The sequence below is a fragment of the Nocardia inohanensis NBRC 100128 genome, assembly GCF_001612945.1.
GTDB classification, from domain to species: Bacteria; Actinomycetota; Actinomycetes; order Mycobacteriales; family Mycobacteriaceae; genus Nocardia; species Nocardia inohanensis.
In genome coordinates, this window is sequence record NZ_BDBK01000002.1 from 13,654 (window position 1) to 25,542 (window position 11,889).

General features: G+C 67.3%; 15 protein-coding genes. 6 read left to right on the top strand and 9 right to left on the bottom strand.

What is annotated here, in order from left to right; translation table 11 throughout:
* Nucleotides 1-159: 159 nt before the first annotated feature.
* Both NI1_RS06495 and NI1_RS06500 read left to right on the top strand, forming a co-directional pair.
* Nucleotides 160-792, top strand: coding sequence for a TetR/AcrR family transcriptional regulator (locus NI1_RS06495; RefSeq protein ID WP_245663112.1), 633 nt, complete (start codon nt 160-162; stop codon nt 790-792).
* 98 nt (nt 793-890) lie between these two features.
* Nucleotides 891-1,745, top strand: a complete 855-nt coding sequence (locus tag NI1_RS06500; protein ID WP_067815553.1) for an alpha/beta fold hydrolase — start codon at nt 891-893, stop codon at nt 1,743-1,745.
* A 37-nt stretch (nt 1,746-1,782) separates the two neighbouring features.
* On the opposite strand, the gene NI1_RS06505 is transcribed toward NI1_RS06500, so the two are convergent.
* Complete coding sequence (locus tag NI1_RS06505; protein WP_067817783.1) at nt 1,783-3,843, bottom strand: prolyl oligopeptidase family serine peptidase; 2,061 nt, start codon at nt 3,841-3,843, stop codon at nt 1,783-1,785.
* Nucleotides 3,844-3,988: 145 nt separating this feature from the next.
* Here NI1_RS06505 and NI1_RS06510 point away from each other — a divergent pair, with 145 nt between their 5' ends.
* Together NI1_RS06510 and lpdA are read left to right on the top strand one after the other, a co-directional pair.
* Nucleotides 3,989-4,978, top strand: coding sequence for a dipeptidase (locus NI1_RS06510; RefSeq protein WP_067817787.1), 990 nt, complete (start codon nt 3,989-3,991; stop codon nt 4,976-4,978).
* Between the two features lie 136 nt (nt 4,979-5,114).
* Entirely contained in the window at nt 5,115-6,518 is a 1,404-nt protein-coding gene (lpdA, locus tag NI1_RS06515) for a dihydrolipoyl dehydrogenase (protein ID WP_067815556.1), read from the top strand.
* 74 nt (nt 6,519-6,592) lie between these two features.
* Here the strand turns inward: lpdA and NI1_RS06520 are convergent, their stop codons facing one another.
* Genes NI1_RS06520 through NI1_RS06530 form a run of 3 tightly spaced genes read right to left on the bottom strand, consistent with a single transcriptional unit; the run spans nt 6,593 to nt 8,118 of the window.
* Nucleotides 6,593-7,129, bottom strand: coding sequence for a hypothetical protein (locus tag NI1_RS06520; RefSeq protein WP_067815559.1), 537 nt, complete (start codon nt 7,127-7,129; stop codon nt 6,593-6,595).
* A 50-nt stretch (nt 7,130-7,179) separates the two neighbouring features.
* Entirely contained in the window at nt 7,180-7,659 is a 480-nt protein-coding gene (locus tag NI1_RS06525; protein ID WP_067815562.1) for a nucleoside deaminase, read from the bottom strand.
* Between the two features lie 60 nt (nt 7,660-7,719).
* The gene (locus NI1_RS06530; RefSeq protein ID WP_067815566.1) at nt 7,720-8,118 is read right to left on the bottom strand and encodes a winged helix-turn-helix transcriptional regulator; all 399 of its coding nucleotides are present in this window, start codon (nt 8,116-8,118) and stop codon (nt 7,720-7,722) included.
* Between the two features lie 110 nt (nt 8,119-8,228).
* Here NI1_RS06530 and NI1_RS06535 point away from each other — a divergent pair, with 110 nt between their 5' ends.
* Nucleotides 8,229-9,083, top strand: a complete 855-nt coding sequence (locus NI1_RS06535) for an SDR family oxidoreductase (RefSeq protein ID WP_067815569.1) — start codon at nt 8,229-8,231, stop codon at nt 9,081-9,083.
* Nucleotide 9,084: 1 nt separating this feature from the next.
* On the opposite strand, the gene NI1_RS06540 is transcribed toward NI1_RS06535, so the two are convergent.
* From NI1_RS06540 to NI1_RS06555, 5 genes are all read right to left on the bottom strand, one after another.
* Nucleotides 9,085-9,588 carry an aggregation-promoting factor C-terminal-like domain-containing protein gene (locus NI1_RS06540; protein ID WP_067815572.1) on the bottom strand — a complete coding sequence of 168 codons (504 nt, stop codon included), beginning with the start codon at nt 9,586-9,588 and terminating at the stop codon, nt 9,085-9,087.
* A gap of 236 nt (nt 9,589-9,824) precedes the next feature.
* Complete coding sequence (locus tag NI1_RS06545; protein ID WP_067815576.1) at nt 9,825-10,196, bottom strand: RNA polymerase sigma factor; 372 nt, start codon at nt 10,194-10,196, stop codon at nt 9,825-9,827.
* Nucleotides 10,197-10,225: 29 nt separating this feature from the next.
* Entirely contained in the window at nt 10,226-10,360 is a 135-nt protein-coding gene (locus tag NI1_RS39805; protein WP_281179482.1) for a hypothetical protein, read from the bottom strand.
* Entirely contained in the window at nt 10,357-10,557 is a 201-nt protein-coding gene (locus NI1_RS06550) for a YciI family protein (protein ID WP_067815579.1), read from the bottom strand. Before NI1_RS06550 ends, NI1_RS39805 begins: the two co-directional genes overlap by 4 nt.
* A 49-nt stretch (nt 10,558-10,606) precedes the next feature.
* A complete protein-coding gene (locus tag NI1_RS06555) occupies nt 10,607-10,984 on the bottom strand; it encodes a VOC family protein (RefSeq protein WP_067815582.1) in 378 nt (125 codons plus the stop codon).
* A 118-nt stretch (nt 10,985-11,102) separates the two neighbouring features.
* Here NI1_RS06555 and NI1_RS06560 point away from each other — a divergent pair, with 118 nt between their 5' ends.
* On the top strand, nt 11,103-11,870 hold the full coding sequence (locus tag NI1_RS06560) for a TetR/AcrR family transcriptional regulator (protein WP_067815585.1): 768 nt from the start codon (nt 11,103-11,105) through the stop codon (nt 11,868-11,870).
* The last annotated feature ends 19 nt before the right edge of the window (nt 11,871-11,889 follow it).

Here is an 11,889-nt window from a genome sequence, read left to right on the forward strand (position 1 = left end):
ACCCGGGACAGTTCCCCTGCCTATACCCGCTGTCCCGGGTACGTCGCGGGACCCGAAGTCATTGAGCCATCTTTCGGCAAACGCGCGGTATGTCGGAGGAACAAACGAAGGGCCCGATCCATGACGAGGGGATCGGGCCCTTCGGTATTGTCTGGCGCAATGTCACAGGAAACGAACGCGGGAAGAATGTACGCCGGGCAGCCCGTAGAAGACCGGCAGCGGCAGCGTCGTGCGCGTTTTCTGGAGTCCGGGCTGACGGTGTTCGCGCGAGACGGCTACGCCAACAGCTCCGTCGGCGCGATTTGCAAGGACGCCGGTCTCTCCTCACGGCAGTTCTACGAGGAGTTCACCGGTCGCGAATCGCTGCTGCTGGAACTCTACGAACAGATCGACCGGGAATCGCGGGAAGCGGTGGCGGCCACCATCGCCGAGCAATCCGAGGCCAGCGCCGTGGACGTCATCGACGCCGCGGTCCGCGCCTACATCGAGTCGATCGGCCGCGACCCACGCAAAGCCAGAGTCGCCCTCGTCGAAGTCGTCGGCGCGGGCCCCAAGGTCGAGAAGTTCCGGCTGGAACTGCGCCGGGCCTGGGGCGCGCTGCTCGCCTCCGCCGCCGAGGACGCCGCCATGCACGGCGAAATCCCGCCCGGGGATTACGAAATGCGCGTGCTAGCCATCATCGGCGCGGTCAACTACGTGGTCGACGCCTGGAGCGGCTCCGAACCCCGGCCCCCGCTGGACGAGGTCATCGCCGTCCTGCGCCGCATCATCATGGGCGCGGTCAGCGCCTGAAAACCTCGCCGAATCCGGCATCCACCACAGCGAATTCGCACCCGTTTCCCCTGCCCGGGGACGGGTGCGAACCAGTTCCGGCGGGTAGCGTGCGGCGGATGGAGACTGTGCCGATCCAGATGCCGGACGGGACCGCGGTGAAGGTCCGGCTTATTCCGGCCAAAGGGGCGCACCGGCATCCGATCACGCCCGATGCCCCGCGCCCGGTGGTGGTGATGGTGCCGGGGCTGGGCGTGCCGGGGGAGTACTACTCGCTGTTCGGATTGCCCTTGGCCGCACGCGGGTTCGACGTGGCGCTGCTCGAGCTGCGCGGGAACGGGGGCGGCGGTGCGGAACTCACCTCCGCCCACGGGTATCAGGAACTGGTGGCGGTGGATTTCCCGGCCATGTTCGAGGTGGTGCGGGAACGGTTCCCCGACAGCACCCCGTATCTGCTGGGGCACAGCATGGGCGGGCAGCTGGGGGTCATGTACGCCTCGCGGATTCGCGGGCGGCTGGGCGGGCTGATCCTGATCGCCTCCGGGACGCCGTATCACCGCGGCTATCGCGGGCTGGCCGCGCCGGGACTGCGGCTGGGCAGCGCGGCCATCTCGCTGACCGCGAGCCTGGCCGGGTTCTGGCCCGGGAACACCCTGCCCGCCGGGGGATTCGGCCGGCAGTCCAAGCAGCTGATCGCCGACTGGGCGCGTTTGGCGCGCACGGGCAAGTTCCAGCCCGCCGGAGCCGATATCGACTACGAGGAGCGCATCGGGAGGCTGAAACTGCCCGTCCTGTCGATCACGCTGACCGGCGACGAGCTGACGCCGCCGAATTCGGCCCGGCAGCTGCTGGAAAAACTGCCCAACGCGCGGATCACCACCTGGCACAACCCGGCTCCGCTGGGGCACAACGGGTGGATCAGCGATCCCGAGTCGACCCTCGACTATGTCGAAAAGTGGCTGCGGGACCGCTGATTCGCGGGCCGATCGTGCCCGTGCGGGCGCTTGTCGTTCAGGGGGTGGTTCGGTCGATCAGCGTCTGCGTGAAGAATTCGTAGATCAGCGCGGCTTGGAAGGCCGACTGCTTGTTGTCCGCGGCGCCGCCGTGACCGCCCTCGATGTTCTCGTGGTACCAGATCGGATGGCCCTGAGACTCCAAGAGCGCGGCCATCTTCCGGGCGTGACCGGGGTGCACCCGGTCGTCGCGAGTCGAAGTGGTGAGCAGGATCGGCGGGTACTTCGCCTCGGGGTCGGTGTTCTGGTACGGGGAGTACTTGGAGATGAACTCCCACTCCTCCGGCTTGTCCGGGTCGCCGTACTCGGCGATCCAGGACGCACCGGCCAGCAGCAGGTGATAGCGCTTCATATCGAGCAGGGGCACCTGGCAGACGATGGCCCCGAAGAGTTCCGGGTACCGGGTGAGCATGACGCCCATGAGCAGACCGCCATTGCTGCCGCCGACCGCGCCCAGCTGATCGTGGGTGGTGATGCCGCGCTCGACCAGGTCCCGGGCGATCGCCGCGAAGTCCTCGTAAGCCTTGTGACGGTTCGCTTTCAGCACGGAGGTATGCCACTCCGGCCCGTACTCGCCGCCGCCGCGGATGTTCGTCATCACCCAGGTGCCGCCACGCTCCAGCCAGCCCATGCCGGAGGCCCCGGAGTAGGCGGGCGTGCGCGAGACCTCGAACCCGCCGTAACCCGACATGATGGTCGGCCCGGGCGCGCCCTTGCGATCGCGATGCCGGATCACGAAGTACGGCACCATGGTTCCGTCGTCCGACCGCGCGAAGAACTGCTCGGTCTCCACACCCTCGGCATCGAAGAACTCGGGCTCGCGCTTCAGCACCGCCGTGGCCCCGCCCACCGACGCCGACATCAGCGTGGTCGGACTGGTGAAACCACTGGTGGAGAGCATGAATTCGTCGCCACCCTCGAGCGGATCGAGGTTCATCACGCTGGTGGTGGCCATCGGCGGCGCGTCCGCCAGCGGCTCGCGCACCCAGCCGTCCGGTCCCGGGGTGAGCACGTGCAGTTCGGTCTGCACATCGGCCAGGGTGATGAGCAGCAGGTGGTTCTCGGTCCACCCGTAACCGTGCAGCGAGGTGTGCGCGTCCGGGGTGAACAGGACCTCGAAATCCCGTCCGCCCGCGAGGAATTCCTCGAAGTTCATACCCAGCAGCGCGCCCGCCGGATAGTTGCTGCCGCCGACCTCCCACGGCGACTTCAACCGCACCAGGAACCAATCCTTGTACCAGGATTCGGAGGCGTCGGTGGGCACGTCGATATGGCGCAGCGAACCGTCGGCTTCCAGCAGGTAGACCTCTTCGTTGAAGAAGTCGGTGGCGCGGCCCACGAAATGCCGTTCGTAACCGGGGGTGCGGTCGTATCCGGCCGATACCGCCACATCGGAGATCTCACCCTCGAAAACGGTTTCCGCTGCCGCCAAAGGGGTTCCGCGCCGCCAGCGCTTGGCGATGCGCGGATATCCGGAATCGGTCAGCGAGCCGTCACCGAAATCCGTTCCGACATAGACATTGTCGTCGTCGATCCAGCGGATCTCGGATTTCGCCTCGGGGAGATAGAAGCCATTGTCCGCCGGTTCGATGAAAGCCTTTGCCTCGATATCGAATTCGCGCACCACCTTGGCATCGGCGCCGCCGCGCGACAGGCTGATCAAAGCCCGGCGCTGCTCCGGCCGCAATACCGCGGCCCCGCCCCACACCCAGTTCTCGTCCTCTTGCAGCGCGAGCGCGTCGAGGTCGATCAGCACCTCCCACGCCGGATCCGCCTTCGCGTATTCGGCGAAGGTGGTGCGCCGCCACAGGCCCTTGGGATGCGCGGCGTCACGCCAGAAGTTGTAGAGCCACCGGCCGCGCCGGCCCGGGTAGGCGATGCGGGTGTCGGTATCGAGCATGGCGAGGATGCGGGACTCCAGCCCGCCGAACCGGTCCGACGAGGCGAACCGCTCGACGACCACGGCATTGTGCGCCCGCGCCCAATCCAGCGCGCGGTCGCTCGTCACTTCTTCCAGCCACAGGTACGGATCTGCCACGCTCTCTCCAACACCGGTCATGCCCACATTCTTGCCCAGCACCCCGTTCGCCGGTCGCGAACCCACCGCACCCGAGCCGAACGCCGGTTCGCGCACCGGTCAGTACGATTGCGGATTCGAAGCTCATTCCGCGAGGAGGTCCGGGTTGTCGCTTCCGGAGGTCGTCATGCCCCGGCTGTGGGAGCAGCACTGCTGCCCGCCGCTGTTGCCCACCGCCGATATTCGCGATCTGGCTCGATATCCGCTCGGTTCGTACCTGTCGATCAATATCGGGTACGCCCCGCATACCGCCGCCGACGCGCGCGCCCTGGCCGATCAATTCACCCGGGACGCGCTGGCGGACGGGCGATTCCGCATGGTGACCACCGTCGAGGACGCCTGTCCGGAGCCGGGAACGGACTATGCCGACGACACCAGCGTGCTGGCCTTCGACCTCGAGGATTCCAATCCGCTCGACGGTGATCTCGACAATGTGGACGCCTTCCACGCGCTCGGGCTGCGTTCCCTGCTGCCGACCTACAACACCGCCAATGCGGCGGGCTGCGGTTGCCTCGATACCGAGGACACCGGGCTGACCGGGTACGGGCGGGACCTGATCCGGGTGCTCAACGAGGTCGGGGTGTTCGCCGACGGCTCGCACTGCTCGGTGCGGACCGGGTTGGACATCGCCCGCGTCAGCACCGTGCCGATGATCTACAGTCACTCCAATTTCGCTGCCCTGCACGCCCATCCGCGCAATATCACCGATGATCAGGCCCGGGCCTGCGCCGAGACCGGCGGTGTGATCGGCATCAATGGCGTCGGGATCTTCCTGGGCTTCAACGCACCTCACCAAGGCGCCGAGCGGGTGCGCGCCATGGCCGATCACATCGCCTACGGTGCGGACCTGGTCGGCATCGAGCACATCGGGTTCGGCTCGGACTACTCCTTCGACGCCGACGAATTCAATGCCATGCTCGCCGACTCACCGGAGAATTTCTCCGAGGAGTACACCCGCTACGGCCAACTGCAATGGACACCCCCGGAGGACTTTCTCGGACTGTCCGGCTTCCCCGGCCTGAACGAGGTACTGGCCGAGCGCGGCTTCTCCGCGGCCGATCGCGAGGCGGTCTTCGGCGGCAATTTCGCACGGGTCGCCCGCAAGGTCTGGCACTAGGAGCCGAGTTCACGCTGTTCGACGGACTGATCAGTCGGTTCGAGACCGGGCAAGCCTGAGTCCCGCTGTGTTCGCGCTCTCACCGAGGCGGGGGATGGCTGAGTGAGCGCGCGGGAACAGCGCTAGGCTCGGTGCCGTGACTTCCCACTACGATGTCGTCGTTCTCGGCGCTGGTCCCGGCGGTTACGTCGCCGCGATCCGTGCCGCTCAACTCGGCCTGCGAACAGCGATCGTCGAGCAGAAATACTGGGGTGGCGTGTGCCTGAACGTGGGCTGCATTCCCTCCAAGGCACTGCTGCGTAACGCCGAACTGGCCCATATTTTCACCAAGGAAGCCAAGACCTTCGGCATTTCCGGCCAGGCGAGCTTCGACTTCGGCGCGGCGTTCGACCGCAGCCGCAAGGTGGCGGACGGCCGCGTCAAGGGCGTCCACTTCCTGATGAAGAAGAACAAGATCGACGAGTTCGACGGTGCGGGCACCTTCGTCGATGCCAACACCATCTCCGTGGCGCTGAGCAAGGGCGGGTCCGAGACCATCACGTTCGACAACGTGATCATCGCGACCGGCACCGTCACCAAGCTGCTGCCCGGCACCTCGCTCTCGGCCAACGTGGTCACCTACGAGGAGCAGATCCTCACCCGTGACCTGCCCGGCTCGATCCTGATCGTCGGCGCCGGCGCCATCGGCATGGAGTTCGGTTACGTCCTCAAGAACTACGGCGTGGACGTCCGCATCGTCGAATTCCTCGACCGCGCACTGCCGAACGAGGACGCCGACGTCTCCAAGGAGATCACCAAGGCTTACAAGAAGCTCGGCATCACCATCACCACCGGTGCGGCCGTGCAGTCCATCGACGACGACGGCTCCAAGGTCACCGTCGCCATCAAGGACAACAAGAGCGGGTCCATCGAGACCGTCACCGTCGACAAGGTGCTTCAGGCCGTCGGCTTCGCGCCCCGCATCGACGGCTACGGCCTGGACAAGACCGGCGTGCAGCTGACCGATCGCGGCGCCATCGCCATCGACGACTTCATGCGCACCAATGTCCCGAACATCTACGCCATCGGCGACGTCACCGCGAAGCTCCAGCTCGCCCACGTCGCGGAGGCGCAGGGCGTGGTGGCCGCGGAGACTATCGCGGGCGCGGAGACCATGCCGCTGGGCGACTACCGCATGATGCCGCGCGCGACCTTCTGCCAGCCGCAGGTCGCCTCCTTCGGTCTCACCGAAGAGCAGGCCCGGGCCGAGGGTTACGACGTCAAGGTCGCCACCTTCCCGTTCACCGCGAACGGCAAGGCGCACGGCCTCGGCGACGCCCAGGGCTTCGTCAAGCTCATCTCCGATGCCAAGTACGGCGAGCTCATCGGCGGCCACCTGATCGGCCCCGACGTCTCGGAGCTGCTGCCCGAGCTGACCCTGGCCCAGAAGTGGGACCTCACGGTCAACGAACTGGCCCGCAACGTCCACACCCACCCGACGTTGAGCGAAGCCCTCCAGGAAGCCATCCACGGCCTCGCCGGCCACATGATCAACTTCTGATCCGGCGGCCCGGAGCTCACGGCCCGGTGCCAGCGAAACCCGCTGGCACCGGGCTGTTTTCGTGACTCACCGATTCAGAAGGATTCGTCGAAGCGGTACCAGGGACCTTCGATCCGCACGTAGGAGATGCCGTCGTCGTCGGCCGGCGGTGCGGCACCCGGAAAATAGGCGAACCCCGAGAGGGTCGGGAAGCCGCCGCTGATCTGGATCAAGCAGCCGTCCCGGCGTTTCTCGATCGCGGTGACGCGGTAGACGCCCACACGGGTTCCCGTTGTGGGACTACAGGTTACGGCCGTGCGTTCGAGTGCGTCCCGCGACAGCGTCCATCCGAAGTGGGCCGGGAATCCGGACCATGTCACGGCCAGGGTCAGCAGCACCACCAGCGGGGCGAGCAGGCTCGGGAGCCAGGCTCGGTAGCGGATCACACCTATTGCCGCGGTTATCAGCCAGAGCAGGCCGGTGAGGCCGAGCATCAGCAGGGTGAGCGGAAGCGATCCGGCCGATTCTCTCGACAGCTCGACCCAGAGGACGGTCAGACAGAGGATCGCGGTCGCGCCGGCGATCGCGCGAGAAGTGTATTTCCAGCTCCGGTACGAGAGTTGGGCAGCCACCCCCGGATCCTATGGGGTGAGACGGTGACCGCTGCCGGACCCGCCGGGCGTCAGGCCGGCTGATGCAAACGGCGGTGCAGGGCGTAGACCTGCTCGGTCAGGGCCGGGAAGGGGCCCGAGACAGCGATATTCGGGGCCACGGCCTGGATGGGCAGCGGATTCACCGGCCCGGGGGAGACACCGAATTCGGCGAGCCAGGCGGAAAGTTGCGCGGTCGATGCCGCGTAGACGATGGGGCCGAGACCGACCCAGGCATGGGCGGCCGAGCACATCGGGCAGTGTTCGCCGGAGGTGTAGACCGTGGCGGTCGCGCGTTCGGCCGGGGTCAGGTTCTCGGCGGCCCAGCGGGCCAGTTCGAATTCCGGATGACGGGTGTGGTCGCCGCCCGCGACGCGATTGCGGTCCTCGGCGAGGACGGTGCCGTCGGCCGCCACCAGTACCGAGCCGAAGGGCTCGTCGCCCGCGTCCAGAGCTGCGGCCGCGAGTTCGAGGCATCGCTCCAAGTGACGTATATCGGTCTCGGTGGACATGCGGCGTCTCCGTTCTCGGGGTTTCGGGGCGAAGCCCCGAGAGTACGAGAGTTGTCCCGCTCAGTCGCGGTGGTACGCGTCCTGGGCCGCTTTGATGGTTCCGATATTGCTCTCGAGGACCACGATCAGGGCTTCGAGATGGTCGGCTACTTTCGCGCCCAGGTCGGTGAGGGTGTATTCGACGTGCGGCGGGATGGATTGCTGGACTTCGCGATTGATCATGCCGTCGCGTTCCAGGGTTTGCAGGGTCTGGGAGAGCATGCGTTCGCTGATGCCGTCGACGCGGCGGCGCAGGGCGCTGAAGCGGTGGGGGCCCGCGCGCAGGGCGACGAGGGCCAGTACGCCCCAGCGGCTGGCGACGTCTTGCAGGACCGGGCGGGATTGGCAGTTCCGGGCGAAGACGTCGGCTTCCAGGGTGGGGTCGTCGGTGTCGACCGGGTCGGCGGGCCGCGTGCTCATGGGATCGAGATTACCTAACTTCGGGGTAGCGGTTCCGGAATAGAGTGTGCTTACTATTAGTTAGTACAGTCCGATCGAGTAGTTCATTCCCTGGAGTCTTGGAGGAAGTCATGACCGTCGCCGTAACCGGAGCCACAGGTCAGCTGGGGCGTCTCGTGGTCGAGGCGCTGTTGGAGAAGAACGCGGGGCCGGTGGTCGCGCTGGTTCGTGATCCCGCGAAGGCGGCGGATCTGGCCGCGAAGGGCGTGGACGTGCGGCAGGCGAGCTATGACGATCCGGAGGCGCTGGATCGCGCGCTGGCGGGGGTGGACCGGGTGCTGCTGGTCTCCGGCAACGAATTCGGGGCGCGAGTCGCCCAGCACACCAATGTGATTCGCGCCGCCGAGCGGGCGGGCGTGGAGTTGCTGGCGTACACCAGCATTCCGGTCGCCGATCGCAATCCGATGATCCTGGCTCAGGAGCACGCGGGCACCGAGGCGGTGCTGGCGGAGGCGACCGTGCCGTATGTGCTGCTGCGCAACGGCTGGTACTGGGAGAACTACGCCAACGGGCTGGCGCACGCCGTCGAGAGCGGCGTTTTCGCGGGCGCGGCCGGGTCGGGCAAGGTGGCGGGCGCGGCGCGCGCCGACTACGCCGAGGTCGCCGCGAACGTGCTGACCACCGACGGTCACGACGGGCAGGTCTACGAACTGGGCGGCGACGCACTGCTCACCTATGCCGAAGTCGCGCAGGCGATTTCGGATGCCGCCGGTAAGCCGGTGCGTTACCGGGATCTGCCGGAGGCCGAGTACGCCGCCGCGCTCGTCGGTGCGGGCCTGCCCGAGGGGTTCGCCGCGGCCCTGGCCGACGCGGACGCGGCCGTCGCCAAGGGCGGCCTGCTCGATGTGAGCAGCGGCCACTTGCAGAAGCTGCTGGGCCGCCCGTCCACTCCGGCCGTCGAGGTGTTCCGCGCGGCGCTGCGCTGAATCAATACCAGTGGTTGGCCTGCCAGAACTCCCAGGCCGCGTTGGGGCTGCCGTACCGCTGCACCATGTAGCGGTACGCCCAGCGCAATTGCGTCATCGGGTTGACCAGCCAGTCCACGCCTTCGGAACTCATCTTGTGCGCGGGCAGCGCCTGGGCCAGCCCGTACGCACCCGAGGACGGATTGACCGCGAACACCCGCCAACTGCTCTCATGGCTGATGATCTGGTCGAACGCCGGGAACTGATCGAGCGGAACGACGGTCAGCGCCATGGTCTTCAGCGCCGGTTTGGGATACACCATCGATGGTTCGATGACACTCGAAGCGATGGTCAGCCCCGGTATCAAGGCCAGATCCACCAGTCCGGAGGACAGTGTCGCGTCGACGATTTTGGACGAGAGGTCTATCAGCAGCGCGGCATCCGTTTCGGGAGCCGCCTGCGCCGCGGGGCTGACACCGGTAACCACCGGCATTGCCGCGGCCAGGAGCAGTCCGAGTACTCCCACCCGGATTGCCCGACGCTTCGACTTATTCGATCCGTTGGCAATCACGACTAACAGAACAACCCGCGACCCTACGCCGCCCGCACCGGCGGACCGGGGACCCGCGCGGCGTGTCGCGAAACCGACTTCCGAACTGTTCGCGCAGGTGAAGGCGCTGCCACCGCGACCCGCGGGACCTGCCGCACGCGCAGTCCGGTGTGCTGATCGCCGCGACTGCCCCGGCTCCCCGCCACGATGGATCAGGCACGAGGCGCCCCCGAGCCGGGCCCGGCGGCGCGGTATGCGCGTTCGCGCAGGAGGTGGTAGCCGTCGAGCTCACCGGAGACTTTGTCCGCCAGTTCCAGTCCGGCGGCGGGGCCGTGCAACTTGCTCACGGCGACTGCGCGATTGAGCTCCACGATCGGCGACGGAAAGCGCTGGGACAGTGCGGCATACAGTCCGGCGATGCGCCGCCAATCGGTGTCGGCGGCGGTCGGGGCCAGAGCGTGCACGGCGGCGATGACCTCCAGCACCGAGCCCAGGCGGGCCGCCAGCTCCGGACCGGCGGGCACCTCGAAGGGCACCCGCTCGGCGGCGATGGTGCGTTTGGCGCGCACGATGCGCTGCGCCACCGTGGATTTCGCGACGAGATACGCCCGCCCTACGCGACCTCCTCGGCCAGCCCGATATCGCCGACCATGCGGGTCGGGCCGGCGACCAGCCGCGGCCACTCGATCCGCCAGGCCGCTTCCACGGCCTGGCGGGCCCGCTGCTCGGGTGACCGGCCGGAGCTCATTCCTGATGGTCGGGGCGTCGCATTTCGACCTCGATATCCCACTTCGGCCCGTGCACGCGCAGGAACCTCCGCGCCCATTCGGCCGCTTCGTCATCGGATCGGGTCTGCAACATCAGGTATCCGCCGACGATCTCCCTGGCCTCGGTGTACGGCCCGTCGATCACGGTCTGCTTACCGTCGGCCTGCGGGTTTTTCATCTACTCCTCGAACGGGACGACGCGGAATCGACATCGGCGGCGAATATTTTCAAACCCACTGCACGAGCTGGATCACGATGCCGTTGGGGTCGACGGTCTGGAAGTAGCGTTCGCCCCACGGCTCGGTCTCGATGGGTGTCACGATCGGCACGCCTTCGCCCTGTACCCGTTCGTATTCGGCGTCGATGTCCTCGACCACGAACGCCACCAGCAGGCCCTGGCCGGCGTCACCGGCGATGCGTTCCGGTTTGAAGCTGCCCAGCCCGGTGCGCAGGTAGACGATATTGAAGCCGGCGTCCTCGCGGGCCAGCGAGATGAATCCGTCGGCCGACATCTGCTCGGTGAAGCCGAAGTGGTCGATGAGGAACCGCGCCGAGGCGGTCGGGTCGGGCACGTTCAGGGAGATGACGGAAGCGGTGATCTTCATGGGTCCTCCTGGTCGGCAAGTAACTCTGTACTATGTACGCTATACTTTGTACGGAAATTTCCGATGGCCTGCCATGTGACGGTCGTCACGTCGCTACGATCGTCGTGGAGGTGAGCCGATGGCCGAACGCAGCAGTGCCGGAGATCCGGTCCGCACATTGGAATTGCTCTGGCGGGTGCCCGGCACCGGCGGGCCCGCGCGCGGGCCGAAGCAGCGCACCACCCTGGATGCCGTGATCGCGGCCGCGCTGGAGATCGCGGACAGCGCGGGGCTCGCGGCGCTGACCATGCGCTCGGTCGCGGCGAAACTCGGCATCACGCCCATGGCCACCTACACCTACGTGCCGGGCAAGGCCGAACTGCTGGATCTCATGCTGGACACCGTCTATCAGCGCATGGAGCGCCACGATCTGACCGGAATGCCCTGGCGGGAGCGGGTTTCCGCGATCGCCGCCGAGAATCGCGCCATGCTCGCCGCGCACCCCTGGGTCGCCTACCTGCCCACCACCCGCCCGCCGCTGGGCCCCGGCGTGGCCGCCAAATACGACCATGAACTGCGCGCCTTCGACGGCCTCGGCCTCACCGACCTCGAAATGGATGCCGCGCTCACCTATCTGCTCGGCTTCGTCACCTCGGTCGCGCAGCTCGCCATCGACTCCGCGCGGGCGGCGACGGAGAGCGCCGCGAGCGATCACGAATGGTGGGAGCGCGCCGCACCGCTGCTGGAGCGGGTCTTCGACGCCGAACGTTTCCCGCTCGCGGCCCGGGTGGGCGCGGCGGCCGGTCAGGCGCACGACGGTGCCTACAGCGCGGAGCACGCCTACGACTTCGGCTTGGCGCGCCTGCTCGACGGCCTCGCCGCGCTCGTCGAATCCCGTTCGAACTGACCTGGATTCGTGCACGGAC